This is a genomic window from Rhizobium sp. WSM1328, from assembly GCF_057653715.1.
In genome coordinates this window covers 3187617-3213352 of the sequence record NZ_CM172788.1, presented here as the reverse complement: position 1 = coordinate 3213352, position 25736 = coordinate 3187617, and the positions used below count along the sequence as shown (strand labels likewise).

Below are 25736 nucleotides of genomic sequence, written 5' to 3'. Positions count from 1 at the left end.
CGCTCGTCAGCGTCAAAGTCTATGACGGCTCTTGGGGGTCAGACTGTCGTAATATAGTTTTTCAGGTAGGTGACCAGCGAAGCCCGACCGGCTTCCGACGAATCTTCGTGAGATGGGCTATCCAGCTCTTCGAGCAGATAGTTCCGGAGATCGTCATCGGTGTTTGCGACATAGATGCCCGGCCGGCCCACGAGCTGGCTCACCGTGGCGAGCTGATGATCGTTTCGGTGTTCGCCGAGAGCCGCCTGGCGAGGAACGAGAATGATCGGCTTCCCAAAACGCTTGGCCGTAAGCACAGTGCCAATTCCCGCATGAGAGACGATGACACTTGCATCGCGAAAGACGTTATCAAAGTCTTTGGGCTCGATATTCTTGATCCATTTCATATTCTGTGGCGTGTAGGTGCCCTTGCCGATCTGCGCCAGAACCGGTTTCGACAGTTCGTTTGCGAACGTGTCGACAGCCTTGACGAGGCGATCAAACGGCAGCTGCGTTCCAACGGTGACAAGGATCAAAGGACAGCTCCTGCGTAATGGGGGCCATCCGGCCTCGACAGATGTTGCCATTGCGTGAGCCAGAGCGTCGCAATATGGCCGGCCAATTTACCCGATAGGGACAGCTTCTCGACATTGGCGACGCTATCGATCCAGATCGTCCGCTTGCCCGTCAATTTGCCGGCCAGCAGGCAAAAAAGGCCGGGTGCGGCACCGGTCGAGATGATGACGTCGGGCCTCTGCTTGATGACGATGGAGAAGGCGGTGAAAAAGCACCGGATCGACATGGCAATCGAGTCGCGGCTGCAATCGGGAAGGACTAGTCCGCCCCGAATGTCGTATTTTGCAAGCAGTCCGGGGATGGTCGTTGCGAAGACGATATCGCAGCCCTCGAATGCGCCGCGCATGGCCATCAGCTGTTCCCAGTGACCGCCTCCCGACGAGGCAGCGAGAACCTTCAATTTTTTCTCAGTCATAGACAGGCATCTCCTATATTTGACCGATGGATAAGGGCGAAAGCCGTTCTGTTCGAACAGCGATTGTGTCACGATAGTTCAATAGAAGTGTACCATTTTTGGCCCGGTTGATTGAAGCCTTGAAGTTCATGGACAGCCAATCACTTGTGATGTTTCAGCTGGAAGATAATAAGGGTCAGAACTCTTCCAAGGGCGCGGGCGCAAACAATATCAGAGAGCGGCATCGGGCTTGTATTCCTGGTATGCATGTCCGAGAATCCCATTAACCATGCCCGCGCCGCGTAAAACGTGGGTGAGGGCTCGCATGCCCCAATAGGGTGAAATCAAGATCGAGGGTAGCATGAAGAGCCCAAGCATAACTCTCGAGGCGCCATAGGCGCCGCGATAGATCCGGCGCTTGAGGTTGCCATGCAGGACCTCGCTGACTGCGAAGGTATTGCCGAGGCGGTATTGTCTTTGCAATACCCATTTCCAGGTCATCCGGCTAGCCGGAACGATATCATGGACAAGCGCCTTGTCAGCCCAGAAGACCTGCATGCCCCGGCGGATGGCTTGGTTGAAGAAAAGGTAATCCGTGCCCCCGGTGAAGCGCATCTTCTCTTCAAAACGCAGATTCCATGAGCGGATCAGAGGATAGTCGAACATGACGTTGTTCGATGCCGCATAAGAAATGCGTTGACCGTCCTTGTTCTTCTTGCGCTCGAACACCCTTGCCTTGATGAAATATTCCGGCGGGTTTTCGGGATAGACCGGTTGGACGGGGCCATAGACGCAATCGGCGCGGTTTTTCTCCCGTGTCTCCAGCATCGCATCCAGCCAGCCGTCAACCGGCCATTCGTCATCGTCGAGAAAGCAGAAGAGGTCGGTGCCGGGAGGTGCCGAATCCAGTGCGCGATTGCGTGCAAAGGGTATGCCCTGGTTTTGTTCGATGACGTAGATCAGGTCGTAGGCACCTGTTTGGCCAAAACTCTCTACCGTGGCCCTTGCACTGCCGGCCGCATCATTATCCACGATCACCATGGTAAGATGATAGGGGCGACCCGGATGCCTGACCTGGCGCGTCATGACGTCAAGCAGCTTGGCAATCCCGTCGAGGCGGCGATAGGTCAGCACGCCGACGGCGATCTTCAGCGGTGCGGCGCCTGCTTCTGTGCTGACGGATGAATGCGGAAAAGTCTCTTGCTGATTCATGACTGTCCTCTCCGCAGCATATTTCCCAAACGCTTACGCGCCGCCATCAAGGCCACTTCGGTCGCGGCAGCATCGCCGAACGGACCGCCAGCCACCGTATTGCGAGCTTCGCCCCGGAGCTTCAGCAGCGACGTCGTTTCGGCAATTCCGCCGGCCACCAGGCTCTTACCTAGTGCCTGCAGCCCATCATAGCGGCGTGCCAGTTCCAGCCCTGTCGCGATCATGATCCGCGGGCGCAGCATTTTTGCTCGGCTTGTGCCGGTGTAGCGGTTCGACTCATGAATGCGCTGAAACGTCAGCGGTGTTTCGACGATGGCGCCGCGGCCGAGAAAGGCAGCAGCAAACTTGATATAATTGTCGCTGAGGACGACGTCTGTCGCGACGGACATCGGCAGTATCTGGGACAGCAGATTGCGGCGGAAGCTCAGGCCCGATGTCGGAACCGGAAGCGAGGGAAAGCCACCCCTGCGAAGCGTGTCCCGCTTGTCGAACAGCGTCACTTGCAGCTCTGCGGGAGGCTGGTCGCTTTCCTCGGTCGTCACCCGGTCGAAGCACCAGTCGATTTCGTTGCGATCGTAGATCTCGGCGATACGAGCGAGTTTGCCCGGCAAAAATGCATCATCGGCATCGAGGAGAAAGAGGATATCGCCGCTTGCGGCCGCAAAACCCGCATTGAAGCTCGAGGCCTGGCCACCATTTTCCTTCAACACCGTCAGGATCTGTTCCCCGTAGGAGGCAAGGATCTCACGGGAATCGTCCGTCGATCCGTCGTCGACCACCACCACTTCGAAGTCGGGATAGGCCTGCGACAAAACGCTGTCGATGCATGGACGCAAAAAGCGACCATAATTGAAATTGTTGACGAGCACCGAGAGTTTCAAATTACTGCCTCCTGGGCCAATCGATCACCGCGCGAGCGTCTGGGGCGCATATCGGCGAATTCCAGCACGATATCCACGCATGTAGTAATATTTCCAGATAGCCCAGAAACGCTTCTTCGATTGCGGCAAGAGATAGAGCATGGCTGCCCGAAATGCCCACTGCGCGCTTTCGATCCAGATCGGTAGCGGAACTCCGCTCAGCCTCACCCCTGCAGGCACCTCGTCGGGAAAAAGCGCCGGCATGCCATAGCCAAGCCGTTCACCTCGCTTCTGTACCCAATCCTCGGTGACACTTGATGCCGGTATCCAGTGATGAACCACGGCCTCTGCGCATCGATAGGATTTGGCGCCATTTGCGGCCAGACGAATGATGATTTCCGCATCTTCGCCCATGGCAAATATCTTTCCTGGAAGAGGGCCGATATCTTCCCGGTAGCGGACGCTCGTTCCGAGCAACTCTCGCCGAATGATCGTGTTGGGACCCCAGACTTTCGTCGGGTCACACGGTCCGCTTTGCGTTTCATCGACGATCGCAAACGTGGATCCCATGGGAATCCAATCGATAAAGCGGCCCTTCGGCTCCTTTTCCCAATCGGGGACGATTCTGCCTCCGAACACGCCATAACCCGGATGGGCGATGGCGCAGTCGACGATCGCCTGCAGCCAGTTGGGTTCCGCGCGGATGTCGTCGTCCGTAAAGACAACGAGATCGCCCTTGACCCGATCCAAAGCAAAATTCAGCGCGCCGGATTTTCCGGGCTTGCGCTGCTGCAGGATGGTGATGGGAAGCTTCTCGCTGTACGATTTCAAAAGATCAAACGTATCGTCATTGCTATTGTTGTCGACAGCAATCAATTCCCATCGATCGTGGGGAAGCTCCTGGCGCACCAAGGAATCCAAAGTGTGGCGCAGCCGGCGGCTGGCGCCATTGTAAGATGCAAAGAGCACGCTGACGAATAGATCCGACATCAGTTACCAACCCTCTTGGTGAAGTCGAAAGAGAAAAGCTTCATATTTTGACTGCCTGTGCGATGTTCGAACGATCGGCTCTTACGCGGGGTTCGACCGTGTCTTGCCGAAAAACTCGCGCCTGTGACCCTCGCCGACTACCCTCAGCTTACGAAGATTGCGCAACCACCGCCGCGGTTTGGTGAGTACGCCGCGGTTGAGGAAATACTGCCGCAGCAGGCTCGGTGCCTGACTATGCGATCCGCCATGGGCGACCCGATAGACCGCCCCGCGAAAGGGAAGCTGCGTGAGCGGTGCTCCCCGTTGCGCAAGAATATCCGCTATGCGGACGTGGCTGCCCAGCATCGACTTGATCCAGTCGAGCGAAGCATCTTCAAACCGGGTCGGCAGTTGGTAGAGATCGGCGCGAATAATCAACGAGGTACCGCAAAGATGACTGAAGTCGTCGTGGCCAAACAGGAAACTACCGCCATCGTCCCAGATATAACCATGGTCGATCGTCCATCCGTTGGCGTTTCGATTCTCGGACACGTGTTGAACGATCCGAGAGCTGACAAAATCGTCGTCATCGACAATCATGAAGAAGCGACTGTCGGTGGCGGTCAACATGCCACTTAGAACGCGACGGCCTTTGTCTGCCCGGAAGGCATCAAGGAAGTCTTCCTTGCTGCCCTTTCCAAGCTCATGCAGGTCGTTCGGCGGAAAGGTGACACGCACGGCAGAGAATTTTTCCGGCAGGTCTGGCAGATCGGCGCCTTCGTTGGCCACGATGATGCCACGCCAGTCCCCATTGGTCTGGTTGGAAATTGAGGCCACGGTCTGGGTCAGATTTGCCTTCAGCCTGCTCCAGTCGCGGGCATTGTCCTGATGTCTAACCGGGATAATGAAGGTGACAAGGGTCATCGGATTACCTCCTGATCCTGCAAGCGCGCAGCGTCTCAGTCATCCGCGAGCTCCTTGCCCGGCCTGGTGACGCGCCCATTCGATTCCATCTTCAAGCGACGTTGCCTTGTAAGAAAGGTCCGTCCCGCCGGAGAAGGCATTCATGAAGCGGCGGATCTTTCCGTAGCTGTTGTCCAATACGGCATGCGGCCGACCAAGCAGCAGCGAGCAGATATGAACGTGCAGGCGATCGGTGACGATGGCGCGGGCGCGTGAAATCTGGCTGATGCCGCGCTCGAAGCGGTTGTGCGCCGCCGCGTCCAGCTTGCGCAATGCCACTTCGCTCGGCTTCAGTGCCAGGAAAGCCGAAGCTGCCCCCAATTTCTTGGCGATATCAACCTTGCGTTTCGACTCGGTGATCCAGTCCTCCACAGGAATATCAGAAGGGATCTTGCGATCGGTGCCGCCAACCCGTTCCGCATCCTCTCGCAGCATGGCGAGGACGGAAATCTGCGTTGCCCTGTCCGGCAGCGGCCCGATGGCGAAGGCCATGTCGGGGCATAGCCGTACGGTGCAGTCGAAGTGCTTCTCGGAAAATTCCTTCGATTCTTCGTCGCGCACGAGCAGCACGAAATTCTTATGACGCGCGATTGCGCGTGCGGATTGCTCGATGCGCTCAGGTGAACTGTAGTGAATAGACTGCGGAAACTGGACGATCTGCCGATCCGGGAAACGCTCCATGATGGCTTCGCGGAAATCCTGGTGGGAAACCCAGATGTCGCCGAAATTGCCGCCACCATGAATGAAAATCGGACCGGTCGGCACGCGCTTTTTCAGCTCATCTGCGGAGAAGTCCGTCGTTCTCGAAACATAGTCCGGGCGTTTGCCGAAGCGATCCTTCAGATAGGCCATTTCGCCCATCCAGATTGCGGAGTCGCCGCAATTGCGGATGTCGGGAAAATCGAGGATCGCAAGCGGTTCATCGCGTGAGACATAGTCTTTCAGGCAATCGTGGATCATACCATTAAGTTTTGCGATCAGCTCCGTTCTGGATTGGCTGGTCATTCTGCCTCGCTTGTTGATGTTCGTTTAGCTTTTAGGCCGACTTGGGTACGGCCATACGTTTGGCTTTTGACAGGAACTTGACAAAGATACGCTGAACTTCGGTTTCCGGGCCATTTGGCTTCTTCATCGCGAGCCAAAGGACAAAGCTGGAACCGAGATAGAGAATGCCGCCGGTGACGACGAGGATGGCCAGGTGGAGTGCCAGCGCCAGCTTGTCGGTAGGGGTGTTCAGAAGATGCGACAATCCCCAGACGCCGGCAGCCATCAAGGCAACGCTGGCAAGCGCGCGGAAGTTTGCCGCGAGCTGCTGGAAGAATGGCAGATTGATCAAGCGCTTGACCAGAAGCATGTTGACTACGGTGGAAATCAGACCCGTCAACACGCGGGCATAAACGACGCCCGGAAGCCCGGCCATCATCAGACCGGCGATGATGATGGGCACGCGGACCACCAGCATCTGCGTGTCGCGGATGAACAGCATCTTGGTATGGCCCTTTGCCATGCCCAGCGGTTGGACGAGCGAACCGAGGGTCTGCAGAGCGAAAACCGATGCGAGTGCCTGTACGATGAAGATGGCGGGAACCCACTTTTCCCCCAAGGCAAGCCGCATCATCGGATCAGCTACGACTGCCATCCCGATTCCGGCCGGAAGCGCCACCGCCGCCAGAAGCGCCTGTGCACGCTGATAGGCGGCGACAAGCCGGACCGGGTCGTTGCGGACTTTCGAAAAGCCCGGGTAAATCGTCTGGTTCAACGGCGCCGTCGCCTCGCGCGTCGGCAGAGTCGAAAGGGTGTTGCCGACGGTATAATGGCCGAGCTGCGTGGCGCCCAGCATCTTGCCAATTAACAGATACTCGACCCGCCAGTTCAGGGTGTTGACGATCTGTCCGGCCGTCAGCCAGAGCGAGAACGAAAACAATTCTCGTGCATGCCGGAAGGTCACCCGTGGCCAGAATGGCAAGACGGTGTAGGAAACGATGATATTGGTAATCTGATAGGCGAGGGTACCAAGAACGAGAGCCCAGTAGCTCTGGTAGATGGCAGCGATTGCCACCGTCACGACAAAGCCAACCAGCTTTTGCGACACGTTGAGAACGAATTCTTGCCAGAAGATCAGATCACGCTGGAGCATGACGCGACGCGGATTGGCGAGACCACTCAGGAGCAAGCTGAAACTCAAAGCAAGCATGACGCTTGTCAGCCGGGGCTCGTTATAAAATTCGGCTATTGGATAGGCACTGGCGGCAAACAGCAACGCCAAGATCGCACTTCTTGTGACGCTCAACGTCCAAACCGCACTGAAATGAACCTCGCTCGGCGCCTCGTGACGAATGAGCGCCTGGTTGAGTGAGAGTTCGGTGACGGAGCTCAAGATGACCTGGATCGTCGTTGCAATGGCAACGAGACCGAAGTCGGCCGGTGCGAGGTACCAGGCGAGAACGAAGGTGCTGAGCGCCGAGAGCCCGTTGACGATGGCGCGGGATAGGCTCAGCCACATGCTGCCTTGAATCAGTCGATCGGTAACACTGCTCATGGTCGAACGGCTCCGCACGTCAAGGATACTGACCGTCTAAGCGGGCCGAGCGCCCATCCAAAGTGCTTGCCCCCCTTGCGGGAGGAGGGAGTGTTGGTGGAGTTTGAAAGGATCATGCCTTATCGCCTCGTCATGAATCCGGTTTGCATCATCACAAGACGCTTGCCGTTTTCTTGGAAAAATCCTGCTTCAGCCGATCCAGCTCCAGCAGCATTCTGTTGTGCGCATTTATCATGGACTCGTCGGAACTCAGCTGTCCTGGTTTCTCCGCCACCCGCTGCAGCGTCTTGACCGTCGACCCGAAGACATAATTGCCAGTGAGCTGACGGATGCGGCGGTGGCGGAACGTTATGTTCTTCAAAAGGTAGGTGTTTTTCCGTACCAGTGACGCTCCTGCTTCGACGAGGTTTGACGGGCCAATCGCGTCGAAGTCGATCTCGAGATCAAGCGCACTTGCCCAATCGTACCATTTGGCTCGATTCCCCGGCGCGATCGGCCGGATAGCCCGCCAGGGAACGCGCAGCGCGTCTGAGATGATGCAGCCATGCATCGCCTCGGACACCACTTTATGCGATGCGCTGATTTCGGTCAGAACCTTTTCCACCGGCCAGCGCGGATCGATATAGTGTATGCCTGCGAGTTCGCAGGCCTTATCCCAGCTGCCGTACATGGCGCTTTCGTAATGCGGCATGAAGGAGACCGGATAACGCTTCTCGATGCTTTTCGCATCCCAGCAGCTGCGCGTGAGGATGCCCGAATCGCCGATGGCGTAGCTCGGATCGATGCCGAGGATTTCGGCTGTCTTCTTTCCGCGCACGAAATAAAACGTCCAGTTGCGATCGACTTTCGGCGGGTTGGTGTAGCCGCCATAACCCGAGCCAAAGACAATCTTTTGCATGTTCGGGTCGAAATTGTCGTAGAGGATCGAGCCGATGCCGAGAAAGAGCTGACCTTCGTCGTCATCGAAGAAGCCGGGCAGCAGACGCTCCCAGAGCCAATGGTTCAGTTCGTCGCCAAAATTCTCGTGTTTCCCCCGGTAGGCAAACATCTTCATCGTGCTTCTCCAGTCGGCAAGTGCGTCACGATCTGCGAGACCGTCTCGTCTTCGCGTGCCATGCGTCCGTAACGCGAAATGATCTTGATGTCGCTGCGGATTATCTTTGCCGGATTGCCCGCGACGAGCGAGCGCGGCGGCACGCTCTTGGTCACCACCGAGCCCGAGCCGATGACGCATTCGTCGCCGATCTCGACGCCGGGCAGAATGATGCTGCGGGCGCCGATAAAGCAGCGCTTGCCGATCCTCGTGTGAAGATAGAGCCCGCGCGTGAGATCGTGGGTCAGAATCGCCGCCTCAAAGGCGACATAAGTTTCCGCGCCGATATGCAATCCCTTCGGGTTGGTCTTGTCGAAACGCACGCTCAAGGAAAAGCTGGCCGTCGGATCGATGTCCATTCCCCAGAATTTCGTATAGTAGAGCCACTTGGCCTTCACAAATCCGTTCCGCAGTGGCCGAAATACATTCAGTCCCCACTTCGGCTTTTTTCCTGTCTGCACCATCAAGTCCGACCCCGGCTGGAAAATTCGTCTAGCACGGAACTGTAATAGTCCTCGAGCGTCCCCGTCTGACGACGTAAGTCGAAGCGTTCGGCCACCAGAAGCGGTGCCCGCGCGCTAAAGGCTGTCCACAGAGCCTGGTCGTTGAGCAGTCTTCCGACCGCCTCCGCCATTCCTGCGACATCCCGCTCCTCCACGAGATAACCAGTTTTCCCCTCTTCGATCGCTTCGCCGACGCCTCCCGAGCGAAATGCGACGACCGGAGTACCGACGGCTTCCGCCTCGAGATTTGCGAGGCCGAAAGCTTCGGCGTGACCATTGTCGAGGGTCACGCTTCCATGGAGATAAAGCTCCGCACTGGCGAGCAGATCTCTTATCTCAGTCTGCGACAGATTTTCATGGATCGTGACGCTTGGCAAGGAACGACGCGCCAGTGCTTCGATTTCCTCCTTCAAGGGACCCTGGCCGACCATGACGAATTCGACCGGAGTGCCGGCGGCGGCCACACGTGAAAGCGCATCGATCATGAAACGATGGCCCTTATAGTCGACGAAGCGGGCAATTGAAACCACGCGCCCTTTTTTTCGTGGACGAGGCTCCATTTTGAAGAGATCGAGATCGATGCCGATATGATGGCGATAGACGCGTTCGGCCGGAAAGCCGAGTGCCAGCAGCCGATCTCGGATGAAATCGGAAACGGCGATGTTCCAACTGTTCCAGCCGGCCATCTCGTTCCGGCCCTTGGCGAAGAAGCGCACCTGATTGAAGCCGCCCGGCTTTTTCGGGTCGCCGCGATAGGTGGCGTCGAAGCCGTGGAAGGTCGTGATCAGCGGCTTGCCGGCGGCCCGGGCCAACGGGCCGATGACATACCCGTTCTTGCCAAAATGGGCGTGAACGAGATCGGCTTTGCCGATCGCAGGAAAGAGGAAGGGAAGGCCGATCTGCGGGATTTTCAGTAGCAGTTCACCGGCCCGCGCAATGGGAGACCGACGGATGTCATGAACCGGAACAGTGGATTTTTTTGTATGCGCCGAAGAAATTCGCGAGCCGGCAAGAATTTCAGCTTCGAAAGAACGAAACGCTACCGCCTGGTTGAGAACAAATGCCTGGCTGGCAGGCAAAAATTTTTCCACATAAATAACGGCTTTTTTCATGAATCTGTTTGCGTCTCCGTTGTCTTGTGCATCACATCGCCTCTATTGCCCGGCGGATACCGTCGATCGCACTTCTTGGCGCATTATTTTCGTCGTAAAGATTAACGCGCTTCGTGCAAGCCGCAGCGGGATCGGCCGCTTTCTCATCGCGCTCGCCGTATTTTTCCGACATGCCCCATACTGTCACGCCTTTCAAGTCGCCATGTTCGGCCGCCACGGTGATCACGTCACTGAAAATATCGGCGTAGGATGCCGGCGTGAAGGCTTTGTCGCGGTTCAGGAAGTGGCAGGACGCGTCCAGTTCGGTGATGAAAACGCCGACACCCATGTCCTTCAGCGCCGCGCAGAAGCGCCCCATTCCTTCCGGATCGATCCGGTCGAGTCCGGGGCGGAAATGCGCCTGCAGACCCACCGCATTGATCGGCGTTTTTTTGGCGACGAGATCCTCGACGATTTTCAGGATACGCGCGCGCTTCTGTTCGAACACGTCGGATTTTTTCTCCAGATGCGTTTCGTTGAGCACCAGCGTCGCGCCGGGATTGGCCTGGTGCGCCATGTCGAAACTCATACGGATATAATCGTCGCCAAGAAGGCGTCGGAAAACACAATCCCGCAGATCCGGTGCATCATACTCCAACGGTTCGTTTACCACATCCCATGCATCGATTGAGTTCTTATAGCGAGTGACAACCTGTTTTATATGACGGTTCATGGCCGCCTGAATGGTCTTTGCGTCGTTGATGTCAGACACCCAGCCCGGGACGCGATACCAGATCAGCGTATGGCCATAAACCCTCATGTTGTTTTTGCGCGCAAATGCAACCATGCGGTCGGCGCTGCCGAAGCTGAAAACACCCGGTCTCTTTTCCGTCGAATTCCACTTCAACTCGTTTCGCGGCGTTATTGAATTGACGTTGTCGATGTAGATCTCGGCAGCGGTTGGATTGTTGATGTTTTGCAGGTCGATTGCCGATCCGAATCGGAACGACTTCCTGTCGGCAAGGACGCGCAGCCCTGCGGAGGCAGGCACCTGCGCGAGGGCCTGGCCCGCACGGACATACAACAGGGCGAGCGGAACCGAGGCGAGGAAACGTCTTCTATTCATTCTATCTCTCACTGTTAGCTTTTTTCATGTCCGCGGTGGAATTTGAAAGGCCGGGCTCGTCGGCACCGATCCATCACGGGGCCTCGCGTTCAATTCAGCAGAGTAATACAACCTCAAATATACTTTCCCGGCAGGGGATATTGTTCGCGTCTGCTAGACTTTTCAGCATATTCCAAGATATAAACCGCTCGGGGAGGGCGCTCGTGATGGAAGATTGGTCCAGCTATCTGATGAGCTATTTTCACATGGCATTTCAAAATGCCGTTTTTTTTATGGCGGCCGTTCGAAACGGTCTGTCTGTTCTCGATGACTGGCAGTTCGCAGTCCTTGTTCTCGGCATTATCGGCATCATTTTTTTCCCGTTCGCAGCGCTGGTCAGAATGTCGTGGCGGTTGCGCCGATCGGAGGTCGTCATTCGCTCGCTGAACGAAGACCTTGCGCAAGTCACGCAGGACCTCAATGTCGAGCGTGTCTGGCGTCTGGCGGGTGGGGACTGTACCGAACGGCCGAGTGCGGACAGTTTGAAAGAGCTCTACAAGATAATGGCCAGACATCACGACGATGCCAGTCACATGGCGTGATCAGCCGACGCGTGGCATGAAGCCGAAGAACCTAATGCCGATGTTCCTGACTTTCAGCCGGAGCCTGGGTATGGGGAGGCTTGGAGACTGATTCCGGTTGTGGGCTGTCGGTCTCGACTGCGGGATCCGGCAACGGCAGCCATCTTCTGCCGGAAAAATAATTTCTGGTTCTTTTCTGAGGTCCTGAAGTTGCATCCAGCGAGAGCGTGAAGTTGTAATTCCCGGGATTGAGAACCTCGCGGCTGAAGCTGATACCGGCTCCGAAGCCGTCTTCCTTGATGTCCTTCAGATTCGTGATCGCGTTCAGGGTTTCGTGAAAATCGAGCCATTGCGGCTGGCGCAGCATGATTTCGAAAATTCGCAGAATGCCGGGATCGAGCTGGCCATTTTCATCGGTCTCGGGATTGATGATTTTCACGCGCATATTGTTGATCGTGCCGGCGGCGTCGCCGCGAACGATGACGAAGATAGAGCTCGAGAGCTGATCCTTCTCGCGCTTGCCGCTCCGCTCGAAAAAGCATTCGAACGTATCGGCGTTGAAGCTCGCCGCCGCCCAATCGCTGGTTTCGATGCCGGCATTGCGCAACGCCGCACACATTGCGGCGCCGGATATCCGCCATGTCCGCAGGAAAGTCGACGCGGTCTCTACCACGGGCGGTTCGATGACATGCAATGGAAGCGTGAAGGTGGCCGGTGGTGTCGGGCGGGGAAGGGCTTTGGGGGGAGGCGGTGTGACCTCCTGGGGGAAGAGATCGAAGCCAAAATAATGGCTGACCGTCTTTAAGTGTTTCATGTTGTTGGAAAGCAGCACCGTTCCCATGATCAGCGAGAGGGAAATCGTCAGCAGCAACCAGAAGACCACGGGAATCCGCGGTTTTCCCACAGGCTGTTTCGCATATGCGGACGACGAATTATCGGGCAAGCTTGTCTTCTCCGGCGCGAGAAGGGTTTCGATCGGGCTGTCTAAATCCAGCAGTATACATTTATCCGTTAAATATCTTTGGCTTCTTGTCGGCAATTGGGCACCTTTGTGCCTCGCCATCAGGCAGGGGCTACAGATCTCGGCGCCGCCGCCGTAACACCATTTCAATCGGCAATCTCCAATGTAACTGCGGGAAATCGCAATGGCAGATAGCGGATGATCTTGCCATTCAGCCTATGAATCGTCCGCTTTTGCATAGATTTTGTTCGCTCTCATTATGGATTCCGTTGAATTTTCTAGGGTATTCCTTGGTATTATTAGGTAAAATGCCAAACTATATTATTATGTATCATGTTTATAAATAACATTAACGCAAAAGTTTTATTTTGCACTATAAAACTATAGATTATATTCTGAATATCCTTGTGATTTGGCGGATTTCAATCAAATTTTCGACGTATTCTTCGATAGGGTTGCCGCGCAATCGCCGAGGGGAGGAACATGTCCGTCGAGCTAGACGCAACCACCTATGTTCACGCCAAACCAACAACCGCGCACGCCTATATCTTGCCCGCGGTGGTCGACGTGCTGGAGAGCCATTTCGACGGTTCTCTCGAGAACGACGTCTTTGATTTGGGATGCGGTACCGGCGGGGCGGCGGCGGCTCTTGCGGGAAAAGGATATTATGTCGTCGGCGTCGATCCTTCCAGCGATGGCATCGCCAAGGCCAATGTCAATTATCCCGAATTGCCGTTGAATGTCGGCTCGGCCTATGACGACCTTTCCAGGGAATACGGCACCTTCAATGCTGTCATCAGCCTGGAAGTCGTCGAACATGTCTACGATCCGAAGGCTTTCACCTCGACGATGTACGATCTCGTCAAGCCGGGCGGCATCGCCGTGATGTCGACGCCTTATCACGGTTATCTGAAGAACCTGGCCCTGGCTGCGATGGGGAAAATGGACGATCATTTCATGCCGTTGAAGGATCATGGGCATATCAAGTTTTGGTCAAAAGACACGCTGAGCACGCTGCTGCTGGATGCCGGCTTCGACAATGTTCATTTTGAATATGTCGGAAGGATTCCCGTTTTCGCCAAGTCGATGATTGCCGTTGCGCGAAAGCCTCTTAGAGATGGCGTCGGAGCGACACTGATTTCGGAGGGCATTCGTGCGCTGCGACGGGTGCGATAGAGCACGATGCGCATCCGCGCCAGATGGTGCTGGCTACGATAATCCACAGGTTGTTTTTACTGTGTGTGCTGCTGAAAAAATTCCTTACGAAATATTTACTTTTAGTTGCATTCTTGCTTAAACTCTCCATTATACAGCCGGGCGTGCTGATAAAGCGGGAGACTTATTCACATGAAGGCTAAATCGCCGAATTCGATTGACGTTTATGTTGGCAACCGCGTGCGCGTTCGGCGAAAGACGCTCGGGATGACCCAGAACGGCTTGGCCGAACTTCTGGGCATTACCTTCCAGCAGATCCAGAAATACGAAAAGGGAACGAATAGAATAGGCGCCAGCCGTCTTCAGCGCATATCCGAGATTCTTCGCGTGCCCATCGGCTTTTTCTTCGAGAACGGCGGCGCCGGACCGATCGACGGCGCGACGAATGAATTGAACAGCTTTTTGTCCTCGAAGGAGGGGTTGGCGCTCAACAAGGCATTCATCGCCATCGAAGACCCGAATATCAGGCAAAAGCTGGTGGCGTTGGCCAAAAGCCTGGCAGTCACGGGATTGTCTGACAGCGACAATGAGTTGCAAGATTCGGTTGTGAACAGCTGAGGATGGATCGTGCTTCATCTGCAGACATTTGGCGATCTGCGGTTGATCGAGACGAATGGCGACCAGGTTCGCTATCCGATCAAGGGCCTGTTGATGATGGCCCATCTCTATGCCGGCGCGAGCCATGAGCTCAGCCGGTACGAATTGGCCCAGTTTCTGTGGAATGATGTCGAACCAGAGCTGGCGCGGCTCAATCTGCGCAAACTGCTTTCCCGCATCCGCGAGACAGACGGCGGGCGCGCCGAATTGCCCTTCGATTTCACCGCCACCACGGTTCGTCTCAACACGCAGGCAGTTTCCAGCGATCTGGATATTTTTCGCGCCGGCGGTTCGCCGCTGGAGCGGCTGAACGCAATCGCCGAATTAACCCAGCGCGGGTTCATCGGAAATATCAAACCAGCGACAAAGCTGATAGACGCCTGGATCAGGGCCCAACGGGACGCTCAGGCGCTGCAGTTGCGGCAGGCACTGCTGGACGCGTTGCCGGATGCGCAAAAGCCCGGCGCTACGCGCTCCATTTCCGGCGCCGCTCTGCAGATCCTCGAACGGGATCCGAATGACGAGCAGGTCAGAGCCTTACTGCACCGGTTATCCGGCGGTTCGTCCCTCAGCGAAAGATTGCCGAACGATGACGGCCATGCCAGGGTACAGGTGAAGCGTTCCGAGGCCGGCGGTGAGGCAACTGCCGACATCGAACGCATGTCGCCAGCGCCGCTGATCCTGCCTCGACTGGTGCTGCTTCCCCCGACATCGAAACATGCCGATGCCGGGCTTGCGCTTGCCAATGCCCTGATCGAAGACGTCACGATCGAACTCTGCGCGCTCAGAAACATTTCCATCGTAGCGCCCCATACGGCCGGCCAGATCCGCCGCGATTCCGAGAAGGCTGCTGTGGTCGCCCGTCACTCGATCGCCTATCTTCTGGATACACGGCTTTCCGAAGAGGGATTGTTCGCCCAGCTGGTTTATTTTCCCACGGACGAGATCATCTGGGCCAATCGCTTTACGATGACGCCCGATATATTGCCGCGTCAGAGACGGCTGATTGCGCAGCAGTTGACTATGTCGGTGGCCCGCGAGCTGGCTGAAAACGAGGAAGAGCGCTTACGCTTCGAAGCCAATCCTGAGGCCTATCACGCCTATCTGGTCGGCTCGAGCCTGATGAGCAAATTGACATTGCCGCATATCCGCCGGGCACGAAAAGCTTTCAAGCAGTCGCTGTCGCACAAGGCGGATTTCTCTCCGTCATTTACCGGGCTGGCGAGAACCTTCACCAGCGAGTGGCTCGTGACGGCGCAGGGTAACAATGAGCTGCTGCATCTGGCGGAGCAGAACGCGCTTCGGGCCATCGAGCGGGATCCGGCCTCGGCGGCGGGCCATCGCGAGCTTGGCGTCACCAAACTCTATCTCGGCGATGTCGATGCCAGTGTCGCCGCACTTGATCTGGCGGAACAACTCAGCCCGCATTTTGCCGATGTCATCTACAGCCATGCCGACACGCTCGTGCATGCATCCCGCCCTGGCGACGCGCTCGCCAAGATCAGAAGAGCGATTTCGCTCAATCCGATCGCGCCTGACGCCTACCTCTGGTGCGCTGCGGGAGCGAGCTTCTTCCTGGAACAGTACGAGGAGGCCATCGCCTATGTCGAGGCGATGAAAGACAAGGCGCCGGCCCATCGCATCGCCGCGGCCAGTTGCGCAATGATCGGCGATCGAAAACGGGCGCTGTTCCATCGGCAACGAGCCGAAAGCATCAACCCGGTCTTCGACGTCGAGAAGTGGCTCACCATCGTTCCCTTCAAGGAAGATTGGCAAAAAGAGCTTTATCGGGAGGGCCTGCTGAAGGCCGGTTTTTAACAATAGCTGAGGGGCGTTACATGGCAAAAGCTGTTATTATAGGAATACCTGGTGAGGCGGGTCTCTGGCTTGCCGATCTCGACGCGGGTACGGTCAAGCCTCTCAATCCGACGGGGGAATTGGCGACTGCAAACGGCCTGCGCAAGGCCGGCGGCACTTTCGTCAAGGGCGTCGACCTCGCCGTTGCGGTTTCGTCGGCGCAGGTTGCCCTTTCCGGTCACGTCGACGGCTGAGCCGGCATTCTGACGCGCCGGTCCATATATTCCGACAGGATCATGTCGCCGCGGGAAACCCTTTCCCGCGTCGAACCTCTTTTGGCCGGGTTCGGCATTACCAGGGTTGCGCGACATACCGGACTGGACGACATCGGCATCCCCGTCTGGTGCGCATACGCTCCGAATTCCCGCTCGATCGTGATTGCCCAGGGAAAGGGCCTGACCGATCTCGATGCCAAAGTCTCCACTGTCATGGAAGCCCTCGAACGGGCGGTTGCCGGCGAACCCTCCGTCGATCTCGTCCGCGGCACCTCTTCCCGTCTGCAGGAAATGGGGCACAAGACCGACACGCTGAACTGCCTCACCGCTCTTCATAAACCCGATCTCGGACCGGACGAGGAGACGGAATGGGTTGCCGGCGTCGATATCCTCACCGGCGGCGAGGTCTATATCCCCTTTGAAGCGGTGGTGCTCGACCGCACACGTGACGCGCGATACTGGATGTCGTCGGACGGCCTGGCATCGGGAAACAATGTCGAGGAGGCGATCTTCCACGGCGTCCTGGAGCGTATCGAACGTGACGCCCATGTGCTGTGGCAGGTGGGCGCGGAACCGGATCGTTATGCCGGCTGCGTCGATCCCCGCGGCTTTAAGGACGGCGCCCTGGACGGGCTGATCGACAAGATCGAAACATCGGGATTGGCGCTCAGGCTCTTCGATATCACCAGCGACATCGCGATCCCCTGTTTCACCGCCATGCTGGGCCCTGGAGATCCGATTCTGGGCCACCGGGATATTCGCCTCGTCGAGGTAACCGGCGGAACCGGCGCTCATCCGTCTCCCGTGCGCGCGGCCATTCGGGCGGTGACGGAAGCCGTGCAATCCCGGCTGACCTATATCAGTGGAGCCAGGGACGATATTTCTCCCGCAACTTTCTCACGATCGTTGCCGCCGCTGATGCGGCGGGCCTTCGATGCGGTTGCCGCACCGCCCGCTGCCGCCATCGGCAATGCCGGGGCGGCAGGACTTCGGCAACAAGATCTGGCGCACTTGCTGCAGCATGTGCTCGATGCGCTCAGAAACAGGCGGATCGCTTCGGTGATCGCCGTGCGCCTGAGCGAGGACACGCTTCCCTTCAGCGTCGTCAAGATTGTCATCCCCGAGCTCGAAAATCCGGAGGGAGCGCGCGCCCGGCGGTTTGGAACGAGGGCGCTTGCCAGGGCAATAGGGTTTTGAAGATCATTTTCGCAGGTCCCAGTCTTCCCGATGCGGCGTCGCTTGCCGGCGAGGGGATACGCATCCTGCCGCCTGCCACGCAAGGCGATGTCCTGGCTGCCGTGGAACAAGGCGCCAATGTCATCGGCCTGATTGACGGCGCCTTCGAATATGCCGCACCGGTCTGGCACAAGGAAATTCTCCATGCTCTTTCGCTGGGCGTCGCGGTTTTCGGGGCGGCAAGCATGGGCGCGCTGCGCGCTGCGGAATGCCATCCGTTCGGCATGATCGGGATCGGCCGCATTTTCGAAGATTATCGCACCGGCCGGCTGGTCGACGATGCCGCCGTCGCACTCACGCACGCGCCGAGCGCGCTGGGCAGCAAAGCGCTGACGGTACCGCTCGTCAATGTCAGCGCAACGCTCGATGTGATGGTGGATCGCGGGCTGCTGGCAAGTGGGGTGCGCCAGGAGCTCGAAGATGCCGCAAGCGCGATCTTCTTCAAGAAGCGGTCATGGCGATCGATCGTCGAGCAATGTGGAGGGCTGGCCGAGCGCGATCGTACGGATCTGCTCGCGGTACTACTGTCGAATGCCATCGATCAAAAACGCATCGATGCCTTGGCGTTGCTGAAAGCCGTGCAGGACTCCCGTGACATTCGCTCGAGTGCCGATCTGCCCTGGAAACTGCACGAAACCTCATTCCTGACGCGCCCTGCATTGTGAACCGAAGCCGGCAATAGTCACCGAGGGTTGTGTCACGCTTTTTTCACGGGCTGGATCACCTCCACACGCGTATCATTTCTTCAATTCATTGGAGAAATGGGGCATGGGCGTGACATCGGTTTTCAAGATGGATGCAGACCAAGGGGCGGAAGACGGTCTGGAAGAGCTCGTCGCGTTGGCGCGAATGATCGCCTATGCGCGACAGGTCGCTCAGGATGTCAAACTGCCGTTCGCGACGAATTGCCTCGACCTTGCGCTCGAGGCCGTGAAGCAGGAGGTGGGGGAGGGTTTGACCAGGGAACTGGCTGAATTGAGCTCTCCAGTTCCGCAAGTGAGTGTGAGAAGTCATTAGTACGGCGCGTCCGATCGGACACGCCGAGAACGCTCCACCACTTCAAACCCGCGATAACCCCGAAAATCAGCTTCGATTTTCGGGGTTATGCGTGTGGTTGCGCGCAGCCAAGCAGTCGTCAATCGAACGGAGCCGTTTATTTCAATCGCCGTGAGGCAACGCGCTGAAACGGACGCCCGGTAAGGGCCTATGGTTCGGCGTTTCGTGTCAATTGTAGGTTAGGGGAGCCCGGCTCGTTTCCGGCCGCTGGCGCTTTATTCAGAAGCTGTTCGACATCCATCTCACGGATGGTTTCGAGCGAGGGGCAAGCGGCTTCACTGACGTTGCCTCCGGGCAGGGAGGCGGCGCGATTTCGCACTCAATGTCTTCTGCACGGCCAGCCTTTCGACGACCGACCCTTCATCTTAATGGGTCAGGTTGCGCTTCTGTGCCAGCAGCAGAATGTAGTCGTCGGCGATGTCTGCGATGGCCATTGCGACTTCCGCCGGATCGCATCCCTCGACCTTCGTATTTGCAATGAACTGATAGACCGCCTTCTCGATCTGCTTCCGGCAGATCATCACGCGCTCATCGTAACCAAATTCCGGAATCTGCGATGCTATATCACTCATCAGGTCGGCTCCCTCACTACTTACAGTGACCATGACACAAATTATAAGTTGAGCAAGCAAATGCTTTATGAAGGGTTAATTCGTTGGCGAGGTGCGACCATTTCGACACAGGTCGGGGTGTGAAACAGGCTATTGGCGTGTTGAATCAGGACTGACCAACTTCGCCCAAGCGTATCGGTTGTTTCGTATCGGGAGGCTCGCCAAAGGGGATAGGTATGTCCTGCGCCGCGGGTTGTGGGTCATATTTCCATTGGCGAGTGCAGGCTTATATGCCGACCTTTGAAATGACAGACCGAATGCTGTTGGCTGAATCGATCGGTACAGGTCGCGTGGAGTTGGAAAATATCTTTATTTATCAATATATTACCTTTTTATTCGGCAGTCTTGAATTGCATCGGCAGCTTTTTCCCGCGCAATCATCCCGAGATTGTTGGGCTATCGGCTGGGACAACCTCACCAATGATGAAGGCAGTTGCCGGGTCGTTGAGAGCCCCGGGGCGGGAAGTGGCTGTCGGTAGATCTTCTGTTCCGGCGTCGAAGGTAATGCCGATGCTTTTGAAACTTTAGGCACAATAAGTTTGTATCTGTAACTGACTTTAGAAAGTAAAATTTTATCAAAAGGTAAAATTATTAATTACAGATAATGGTTGTATTTAAAAATCAATTATAAGATGACTAAGGAGTTTCATCCCGATAATCATAAGAGGTATTATGCTTCCGTGTGGCATCGATACTTATGATGTTTTACCGGATGACAATCTCGACTTTATGACAATCTTTCTGTCTCTGCAATTCATTGCGGATCCGAAAACACCCCGAGATGAATTGAAGCGCCGGTCGAAATATTGACAAAAAAGAACCCGAGCTTTGACCTTCACTTGCCGATGATGGGGGATTTTCTGATCAAGCCGATCTCAACAGCATGATACCACTATCCAAGTAAGATCTAATTATGCTGATGCAGCGAGAACGGCGACCGCATTATGGCAATCAGCCGGGAAGCAAAGTTGAGGACCCGCCGGGGTGGTTGGCGGGTCCTCCAGTAGGAATGCTTGCACAGTGCGTACGTATGATTGCAGTTAAAATCGACATTGTCGAAGTTCATTATTGGGGTAATTCTTTTTTATGTAGATTACTCCATTTTTTAGCAATTACTATTCTGTTTTAATATAAAATTTTGTAGTACAAAATAGTGGAGATAGTCGTCAGGCCTCCTGCGAAATCGCCGCAGAGCATTCGCCAGACCGATCGATCTCAGACAAGCGGCTGAGCAATGCCTCCGTTCTAAAGCGAGACCAACCGCCAACCAACGGGAGAAGCGGGTCTATCTCGTCGAATTTCCTGAGATTCTTTTGCTTCTGTTCCCTCGCTGGCCAGACTTTCGATAACGCCCTGCGTGAGGCTCTGTTGGCTTTTGTAAAGATCAATCTGGTGAGGATGCAGGAGGCGAGCATTGGGCCATGATGATAAATGTGTCTGAGCGAGGTCGCAGCGCTGGACCAGTCTTTCAAAGCGGCAAATTTTGAAAATGCATAAAGATGCGCCGACGCGCGGGCGCAGCAGACGACAAAAGCTGGTAGAGTTTCATTATCGATGGCACCCATTTTACGGGGTTGTTTTCGGCACGGAGGTCGCGAGGATCGGGCCAGCAGTGCGATCGTACGGATAGAGGTTCGACCGGGCGAAGTCATTCAGGTTGCAGAATGGACGTTGGACCGGGCGTTTTGCATCGGCATGGGGCCGGCGTTGATGATCATCGATGGCGGGGCAGTTGTGCTCGACGAGGAGGGGCGGCCGGGTTTCGGGCTGCTGCAGCGATCGCTGGGCGCACCCGGCAAGAAAGCTGGCAATCACAGCTGTGCATCGATGGATACGGATCAGCTTCTTCACAGGTAGATGGTAGCCGTCTTTTTGGCGGCGCGCGTCACTTTGCACCGGCAATCTATCGACTACGAACAGCTGCTGGCTAGAAATATCTTTGTCGAATAACCATTGCTCCATTTATTGAAACTCAAACGTCCATCTTGGTGTAACTTCCTCGCGATCGTGTGGACTTCGGAGTTGAGAGCTTGAAGAAATCGGCAAGAAGTGAAGTAACTGTTGCTGTTGTAATCCCGGCCTACAACGCGGAACGAACTCTGGCTGAAACAATCAGCAGCGTTCGCAATCAAACGCATCATGCGCTCGATATCGTCGTGGTGGACGACGGTTCTAAGGACGATACCCTGGCTGTTGCGCAAGAAATCGTTAAAATTGATCCGCGCGTGCGAGTATTGAAACAAAGAAATTCCGGCGTCGCTGCTGCTCGAAATGCGGGTTGGCGCTCTACCCCTGCCGACCTAGTGGCATTCCTAGATGCTGATGACCTTTGGTCACCTGATAAAATTGAGCGACAATTGGTGGCATTGGAGACAGGCGGCCCACAAGTTGGGCTAGTCTACACGTGGTATGCGATGATCGACCACAAGAATTACGTCATTTACCGGAGCAATGAGATTTCTGTCGAGGGAGATGTGCTCGACGAAGTACTTGCCAAAAACTTCATCGGAAATGGAAGCTCGCCACTCGTACGACGGAATATCCTCGACGCGACGGGAGGATTTGACTCCTCACTCCAACAGCGCGAGGCGCAGGGATGTGAAGATTATCTCTTCTACTGCCTTGCCGCTGAACTCTCGCATTTTGTAGTGGTGCCGGATCATCTTGTCGGCTATCGCCAAACCCCCGACAACATGTCAGCCAACCTCACGCGAATGCTTCGGTCCTGGATTCTGGTCGCGGATGAAATGCTAAAAAGACACCCGGAAAGGGGCTTTGCAATCCGGGCCGGCCTACGCGGCTGCGGCCGGTGGCTCGCCCAGAGGGCGGTTGAACAAGGCCGATACCGCGCGCTCATCGGACTTGTGGCTACCATGTCGCGACATGATAAGCCAATTGCCGCCAAGATGCTTGTGGTCGACGCGAGATCAAAGGCAATGAAGAGCCTCAAGAAAAAGGCCCGGTCATGGCTGAAGCAGGAACCTTATTTCTCTCCAAATCCCAATCATCGCTTTGCTCTAGGAACAAAGTACGATGCGGGTTGGACGGTGGCCCCCCCCATTCTTGTCTCAGCCAAATAGCAGATTTGCAAACTCTGACTGGCTGATCCCGCGAAAGACCTCCTGTCTTTTCAATGCGAGCTTATCGGCATCCGCCCGCACCGTGCCACCGACGCAGCTTAACCCGATCCGGTAACCACATTGTTCGGCTATGTCCCGGATAGCGGGGTCGAAGTCGCCGTACGGATAAGCGACCGCCAGCACTTCTCGACCTAGACGTTTTTCAAGCATTGCTTTGGAGCCAGCAAGCTCTCGCAATAGGCTCTCCGGTGCCAGGGCAGATAAACGCACGTGCCGGACACCGTGGGCGCCCAGCGTCACGTCGCTGTTCGCGACTGCCGCAAGTTCCTCCCAAGTTAGCAGTGGAGCTGGCGATCCATAGGCCGAATCCCATATTGCCGAGCCGCCGACCCGATCGGTTGGGACAAAGAGTGAGGATGGGAAGCCGTATCGATGGAGCAGTGGGAGGGCATGCGTCATGAAATCGCGTGTAGCGTCGTCAAAGGTCAGAACTAATGTCTTTTCGGGCGGTTTGGCACCTTCATCGAAACAAGCAAGCAGCCGATCCAAAGTCATCCCGCGCCATCCGGCGTCGCGCAGGAAGGCCAGTTGAGTTTCGAAAGCCTCCGGAGACTGGCGGTATCGAGCAAGCTGTTCAGCACCGTCGTCCGAAACCTGATGATACATCAAGATCGGGACATCGTTCCAGTCGGCGGCCGCTTCCACAACTTGCCCCCCTCTCCAGCGTACTTGGCTGGCGACCTGAAGAGGCAAGGGCTGTGCCGTGTTTACTTCCACGCGTGTGGGCTCAAGGAAGCCCCCGAGCTCCACCTTCTCGAACCTTTGGATTCTATAGAGCGGACTCTTGGCTTCGACCGAGAGAGTTAAATCCGGATGCTGGTCAAACATCTCACCTATGCCGACCGCACCGAATTCATGCGGCCACCCAAATCCTGTCTCATGCGGCATATCAATCAGGAGGTTGGCGTGGGCAGTAACGAACCAACCACCCGTGCGAAGACTGCCCGCAATCTTATCGACTATCTGCTGGAGTTTTTCTCTGTTCTCGAAATAGTACAGAACTTCACTGCAGACGATGAGATCGTAAGGCCCTTCTAGCGCGTCGCTCAAAAGATCCAACTGCCGATAGGCTACCGCGGAACCATGGTCCTGAAGCGAGGCCGCTCGAGCGACTGCCGACGCCGAAATGTCGGTCGCCAGCAGGTTGTCGACGCGGGGGGCCAACATCCGTGTAAAGGTTCCTTCCGCGCAGGCCAGCTCAAGGCCGTTTGAAAAGCGCCGATCGTCCAACAACGAGAGTGTTTGAAGATATTTCACAGTCTCATAGTTGTTTCGGTAGTCCCAAGGGTCTACCTGGGAAAACAGCTCCTCCCAGTACGCCTCCGTATCGTATCTCGGCACCTCATCGCCCACTGGGCCGGTTTTTTTCGACGGCATCTCCATGGACATCTGCGTTGAGGCTGCAACCGCCCGCTGGCTTTCCTCTTCAACGATTCGATCGAATTCGGCGCGCCCGGCGTGCGCCATGCCTGATATCGAGTCGACACGTGTTGGTGTCGGCTCTTTCTTGCTCCACCAACCCGTTACTGTCTTTGCTTCGGCCCAATATGATACTTTCGCCATGAGCTTCAGCACCTGTTGAGCTACTCCGCTGTAGCTTGGCGCTGCCATGCTGGCGGCGGCGCGCCCGTCATCCTGATCAGAAAGATTGACGAAGCCATCTTCTGCCAACAAAGCTGCTGCTGGGTGGTTCAGATCGTCGAACTCCGGGCCGAACTCCCTCCTAAGTCGATTTCGTATAGCATCCGCTTCGATTGCTCCGAAGACAACAAACTCCAGTTGCCCCAGCAGCGTCGAACCTCGCCAGATGCAACAGCGCAACCGCTCAATGCCGGGCAAGATAAGGTCGACGATAGGTTGATCCAAATCAATTGGCTGTATCCTTGTTCTCCCGATCGTGGTGGGCACGTTGGTCGGCAGCTGGTCAGCGACCTTTCGCTCCAGTGAACGAACCAACAGGGAACCAAAAGCTTCTTGGGGAGCATGCCGATCAAGCCAAGCCTCTAGGTCCGGAAGCTTGTCCTGGATCTTCGACCAGAGTCCGGGCCAGATCGGCTCGTCGGGGAAGGCGCCGACCACAATCCCGTCTATCATTATTGCGCAGAACGCGTAGACATCGGCGTCAGGTGGGATAGGCTCTGCCACCCGGTCAAGCAGTTCGACAGGATTGTCGCCCTGACCTATTGAGGCGCCGACAAGCCAGATCGCGAGATACCAGCACGCCATTCCCAAAGCAGCTTTTGTTATTCCCTGGGCGAGCGCCGGCACCGGATAGGCGATGCGCGGATCGGAATGGTGGCCGCGCCGGATCACCTTAAGACCAAAATCGAGATGCTTAACCCTGTTTGACGACAGCGAACCGGCCTCTACGCTAACGTCAGCCATCAGGCCTTCGACCGGCGCAAATTCGGCGCCAGCTCGGGCGAGGCGCTGCCATAGGTCCCAGTCCTCGCACATTTTCATCTCTGGATTGAAGCCGCCGACTTCTGCAAGCCGGGACCGGCGAAGCAAGGCGGCGTGGATCGCGAAGGGGCAATATCGCGCCGCTACGGCAAACGGATTGTCCATTTTCACCGCGGGGTGAGACTGCCACCAGGGAGCACCATTTTTCAGACGGCGCCAACCGCAATGCAGAATGTCGGCCTGCGGCAAAGTGCGCGTGTGATTCAGCATGGTTTCGAGATGGAAGGGTGCCAGCGCGTCGTCAGAGTCGAGAAAGACGACCCAGTCGCCTTTCGCCTGTGCCAGTCCCGCATTGCGAGCAGCCGAAACGCCGCTCTGCTCCTGCCGTAGCACACGGAAGCGCGTATCCCGAGCCGCGAAACGGTCCGCGATCTCAGCGGTCTGATCGGTTGAACCATCATCAATGATGAAGCATTCCCAGTCGGGATGACTTTGCGCTATCAGGCTCTCCAAAGTCGAAGAAATCGTTGTTTCCGCTCCATGCGCCGGTGTGATGATGGAAACCATCGGCATAATTGTT

The 25736-nt window shown here is 56.3% G+C and carries 25 protein-coding genes and 2 pseudogenes; 11 read left to right on the top strand and 16 right to left on the bottom strand.

From position 1 onward, the window contains the following. Nucleotides 1-38 precede the first annotated feature (38 nt). The 12 genes from AC2444_RS16295 to AC2444_RS16240 all read right to left on the bottom strand — a co-directional run bounded on the left by AC2444_RS16295 (nucleotide 39) and on the right by AC2444_RS16240 (nucleotide 11305). Nucleotides 39-515 (bottom strand): glycosyltransferase, encoded by a 477-nt coding sequence (locus AC2444_RS16295; protein WP_003561862.1) that lies wholly within the window; start codon nucleotides 513-515, stop codon nucleotides 39-41. Next, nucleotides 512-970, bottom strand: coding sequence for a glycosyltransferase family protein (locus AC2444_RS16290; protein WP_012758612.1), 459 nt, complete (start codon nucleotides 968-970; stop codon nucleotides 512-514). The genes AC2444_RS16295 and AC2444_RS16290 overlap by 4 nt, the downstream gene beginning before the upstream one ends. Nucleotides 971-1180: 210 nt before the next feature. Continuing rightward, complete coding sequence (locus tag AC2444_RS16285; RefSeq protein WP_012758611.1) at nucleotides 1181-2161, bottom strand: glycosyltransferase family A protein; 981 nt, start codon at nucleotides 2159-2161, stop codon at nucleotides 1181-1183. Next, nucleotides 2158-3042, bottom strand: coding sequence for a glycosyltransferase family 2 protein (locus AC2444_RS16280; RefSeq protein ID WP_012758610.1), 885 nt, complete (start codon nucleotides 3040-3042; stop codon nucleotides 2158-2160). The genes AC2444_RS16285 and AC2444_RS16280 overlap by 4 nt, the downstream gene beginning before the upstream one ends. A 24-nt stretch (nucleotides 3043-3066) precedes the next feature. Further along, on the bottom strand, nucleotides 3067-4011 hold the full coding sequence (locus tag AC2444_RS16275) for a glycosyltransferase family 2 protein (RefSeq protein WP_012758609.1): 945 nt from the start codon (nucleotides 4009-4011) through the stop codon (nucleotides 3067-3069). Between the two features lie 81 nt (nucleotides 4012-4092). Beyond that, nucleotides 4093-4914 (bottom strand): hypothetical protein, encoded by an 822-nt coding sequence (locus AC2444_RS16270; protein ID WP_012758608.1) that lies wholly within the window; start codon nucleotides 4912-4914, stop codon nucleotides 4093-4095. A 39-nt stretch (nucleotides 4915-4953) separates the two neighbouring features. Next, a complete protein-coding gene (locus tag AC2444_RS16265) occupies nucleotides 4954-5958 on the bottom strand; it encodes a polysaccharide pyruvyl transferase family protein (RefSeq protein WP_012758607.1) in 1005 nt (334 codons plus the stop codon). Nucleotides 5959-5989: 31 nt separating this feature from the next. Then, nucleotides 5990-7492: a lipopolysaccharide biosynthesis protein gene (locus AC2444_RS16260; protein ID WP_003561854.1), complete on the bottom strand. Its 1503-nt coding sequence runs from the start codon at nucleotides 7490-7492 to the stop codon at nucleotides 5990-5992. 151 nt (nucleotides 7493-7643) lie between these two features. Next, entirely contained in the window at nucleotides 7644-8546 is a 903-nt protein-coding gene (pssM, locus tag AC2444_RS16255; protein WP_012758606.1) for an exopolysaccharide glucosyl ketal-pyruvate-transferase, read from the bottom strand. Further along, nucleotides 8543-9049 carry an acyltransferase gene (locus AC2444_RS16250; protein WP_003561851.1) on the bottom strand — a complete coding sequence of 169 codons (507 nt, stop codon included), beginning with the start codon at nucleotides 9047-9049 and terminating at the stop codon, nucleotides 8543-8545. Before AC2444_RS16250 ends, pssM begins: the two co-directional genes overlap by 4 nt. Next, a complete protein-coding gene (locus AC2444_RS16245) occupies nucleotides 9049-10200 on the bottom strand; it encodes a glycosyltransferase (protein ID WP_012758605.1) in 1152 nt (383 codons plus the stop codon). The genes AC2444_RS16250 and AC2444_RS16245 overlap by 1 nt, the downstream gene beginning before the upstream one ends. Nucleotides 10201-10231: 31 nt before the next feature. Then, entirely contained in the window at nucleotides 10232-11305 is a 1074-nt protein-coding gene (locus AC2444_RS16240; protein WP_012758604.1) for an endo-1,4-beta-xylanase, read from the bottom strand. A gap of 206 nt (nucleotides 11306-11511) precedes the next feature. Here AC2444_RS16240 and AC2444_RS16235 point away from each other — a divergent pair, with 206 nt between their 5' ends. After that, on the top strand, nucleotides 11512-11886 hold the full coding sequence (locus AC2444_RS16235; protein ID WP_012758603.1) for a hypothetical protein: 375 nt from the start codon (nucleotides 11512-11514) through the stop codon (nucleotides 11884-11886). Nucleotides 11887-11917: 31 nt separating this feature from the next. Here the strand turns inward: AC2444_RS16235 and AC2444_RS16230 are convergent, their stop codons facing one another. Continuing rightward, on the bottom strand, nucleotides 11918-12808 hold the full coding sequence (locus AC2444_RS16230) for a DUF6030 family protein (protein ID WP_017994918.1): 891 nt from the start codon (nucleotides 12806-12808) through the stop codon (nucleotides 11918-11920). A 501-nt stretch (nucleotides 12809-13309) separates the two neighbouring features. On the opposite strand from AC2444_RS16230, the gene AC2444_RS16225 reads away from it, so the two are divergent. The 7 genes from AC2444_RS16225 (at nucleotide 13310) to AC2444_RS16195 (ending at nucleotide 18963) form a co-directional block, all read left to right on the top strand. Further along, nucleotides 13310-14002: a class I SAM-dependent methyltransferase gene (locus AC2444_RS16225; RefSeq protein WP_012758601.1), complete on the top strand. Its 693-nt coding sequence runs from the start codon at nucleotides 13310-13312 to the stop codon at nucleotides 14000-14002. Between the two features lie 171 nt (nucleotides 14003-14173). Continuing rightward, nucleotides 14174-14599, top strand: coding sequence for a helix-turn-helix domain-containing protein (locus AC2444_RS16220; protein WP_012758600.1), 426 nt, complete (start codon nucleotides 14174-14176; stop codon nucleotides 14597-14599). Nucleotides 14600-14608: 9 nt separating this feature from the next. Continuing rightward, nucleotides 14609-16456, top strand: a complete 1848-nt coding sequence (locus AC2444_RS16215) for an SARP family transcriptional regulator (protein WP_012758599.1) — start codon at nucleotides 14609-14611, stop codon at nucleotides 16454-16456. Between the two features lie 20 nt (nucleotides 16457-16476). Next, entirely contained in the window at nucleotides 16477-16689 is a 213-nt protein-coding gene (locus tag AC2444_RS16210; protein ID WP_003561841.1) for a hypothetical protein, read from the top strand. A gap of 42 nt (nucleotides 16690-16731) precedes the next feature. Further along, nucleotides 16732-17907 (top strand): YcaO-like family protein, encoded by a 1176-nt coding sequence (locus AC2444_RS16205; protein ID WP_012758598.1) that lies wholly within the window; start codon nucleotides 16732-16734, stop codon nucleotides 17905-17907. Beyond that, nucleotides 17904-18611, top strand: coding sequence for a TfuA-like protein (locus tag AC2444_RS16200; RefSeq protein ID WP_012758597.1), 708 nt, complete (start codon nucleotides 17904-17906; stop codon nucleotides 18609-18611). The genes AC2444_RS16205 and AC2444_RS16200 overlap by 4 nt, the downstream gene beginning before the upstream one ends. Before the next feature lie 103 nt (nucleotides 18612-18714). Further along, nucleotides 18715-18963 (top strand): hypothetical protein, encoded by a 249-nt coding sequence (locus AC2444_RS16195; protein ID WP_012758596.1) that lies wholly within the window; start codon nucleotides 18715-18717, stop codon nucleotides 18961-18963. Nucleotides 18964-19367: 404 nt separating this feature from the next. Here AC2444_RS16195 and AC2444_RS16190 read toward each other — a convergent pair whose 3' ends face one another. Continuing rightward, nucleotides 19368-19574, bottom strand: coding sequence for a hypothetical protein (locus AC2444_RS16190; RefSeq protein ID WP_003542083.1), 207 nt, complete (start codon nucleotides 19572-19574; stop codon nucleotides 19368-19370). 269 nt (nucleotides 19575-19843) lie between these two features. Between AC2444_RS16190 and AC2444_RS16185 the strand changes: the two genes are divergently transcribed. Continuing rightward, nucleotides 19844-20092 (top strand): hypothetical protein, encoded by a 249-nt coding sequence (locus AC2444_RS16185; RefSeq protein ID WP_128438247.1) that lies wholly within the window; start codon nucleotides 19844-19846, stop codon nucleotides 20090-20092. A gap of 687 nt (nucleotides 20093-20779) precedes the next feature. Here the strand turns inward: AC2444_RS16185 and AC2444_RS16180 are convergent. After that, nucleotides 20780-21163 (bottom strand): annotated as a pseudogene (locus AC2444_RS16180) (glycosyltransferase family 2 protein); the annotation flags it as partial. Nucleotides 21164-21308: 145 nt separating this feature from the next. On the opposite strand from AC2444_RS16180, the pseudogene AC2444_RS16175 reads away from it, so the two are divergent. After that, nucleotides 21309-21431 (top strand): annotated as a pseudogene (locus AC2444_RS16175) (non-homologous end-joining DNA ligase); the annotation flags it as partial. A 212-nt stretch (nucleotides 21432-21643) separates the two neighbouring features. Further along, entirely contained in the window at nucleotides 21644-22693 is a 1050-nt protein-coding gene (locus AC2444_RS16170) for a glycosyltransferase family 2 protein (protein ID WP_012758595.1), read from the top strand. Here AC2444_RS16170 and AC2444_RS16165 read toward each other — a convergent pair. Next, the gene (locus tag AC2444_RS16165; protein WP_012758594.1) at nucleotides 22682-25729 is read right to left on the bottom strand and encodes a trifunctional glycosyltransferase/class I SAM-dependent methyltransferase/polysaccharide deacetylase; all 3048 of its coding nucleotides are present in this window, start codon (nucleotides 25727-25729) and stop codon (nucleotides 22682-22684) included. The genes AC2444_RS16170 and AC2444_RS16165 overlap by 12 nt on opposite strands. Nucleotides 25730-25736: the final 7 nt, after the last annotated feature.

Bases quoted from the DNA above. Each gene is read 5' to 3' on its own strand.
- AC2444_RS16185 (WP_128438247.1), top strand. From the start codon at position 19,844: ATGCCGACCTTTGAAATGACAGACCGAATGCTGTTGGCTGAATCGATC.
- AC2444_RS16195 (WP_012758596.1), top strand. From the start codon at position 18,715: ATGGGCGTGACATCGGTTTTCAAGATGGATGCAGACCAAGGGGCGGAA.
- AC2444_RS16250 (WP_003561851.1), bottom strand. From the start codon at position 9,049: ATGGTGCAGACAGGAAAAAAGCCGAAGTGGGGACTGAATGTATTTCGG.
- AC2444_RS16235 (WP_012758603.1), top strand. From the start codon at position 11,512: ATGGAAGATTGGTCCAGCTATCTGATGAGCTATTTTCACATGGCATTT.
- AC2444_RS16290 (WP_012758612.1), bottom strand. From the start codon at position 970: ATGACTGAGAAAAAATTGAAGGTTCTCGCTGCCTCGTCGGGAGGCGGT.
- AC2444_RS16190 (WP_003542083.1), bottom strand. From the start codon at position 19,574: ATGAGTGATATAGCATCGCAGATTCCGGAATTTGGTTACGATGAGCGC.
- AC2444_RS16210 (WP_003561841.1), top strand. From the start codon at position 16,477: ATGGCAAAAGCTGTTATTATAGGAATACCTGGTGAGGCGGGTCTCTGG.
- AC2444_RS16225 (WP_012758601.1), top strand. From the start codon at position 13,310: ATGTCCGTCGAGCTAGACGCAACCACCTATGTTCACGCCAAACCAACA.
- AC2444_RS16270 (WP_012758608.1), bottom strand. From the start codon at position 4,914: ATGACCCTTGTCACCTTCATTATCCCGGTTAGACATCAGGACAATGCC.
- AC2444_RS16240 (WP_012758604.1), bottom strand. From the start codon at position 11,305: ATGAATAGAAGACGTTTCCTCGCCTCGGTTCCGCTCGCCCTGTTGTAT.
- pssM (WP_012758606.1), bottom strand. From the start codon at position 8,546: ATGAAGATGTTTGCCTACCGGGGGAAACACGAGAATTTTGGCGACGAA.
- AC2444_RS16205 (WP_012758598.1), top strand. From the start codon at position 16,732: ATGTCGCCGCGGGAAACCCTTTCCCGCGTCGAACCTCTTTTGGCCGGG.
- AC2444_RS16285 (WP_012758611.1), bottom strand. From the start codon at position 2,161: ATGAATCAGCAAGAGACTTTTCCGCATTCATCCGTCAGCACAGAAGCA.
- AC2444_RS16220 (WP_012758600.1), top strand. From the start codon at position 14,174: ATGAAGGCTAAATCGCCGAATTCGATTGACGTTTATGTTGGCAACCGC.
- AC2444_RS16260 (WP_003561854.1), bottom strand. From the start codon at position 7,492: ATGAGCAGTGTTACCGATCGACTGATTCAAGGCAGCATGTGGCTGAGC.
- AC2444_RS16165 (WP_012758594.1), bottom strand. From the start codon at position 25,729: ATGCCGATGGTTTCCATCATCACACCGGCGCATGGAGCGGAAACAACG.
- AC2444_RS16245 (WP_012758605.1), bottom strand. From the start codon at position 10,200: ATGAAAAAAGCCGTTATTTATGTGGAAAAATTTTTGCCTGCCAGCCAG.
- AC2444_RS16275 (WP_012758609.1), bottom strand. From the start codon at position 4,011: ATGTCGGATCTATTCGTCAGCGTGCTCTTTGCATCTTACAATGGCGCC.
- AC2444_RS16265 (WP_012758607.1), bottom strand. From the start codon at position 5,958: ATGACCAGCCAATCCAGAACGGAGCTGATCGCAAAACTTAATGGTATG.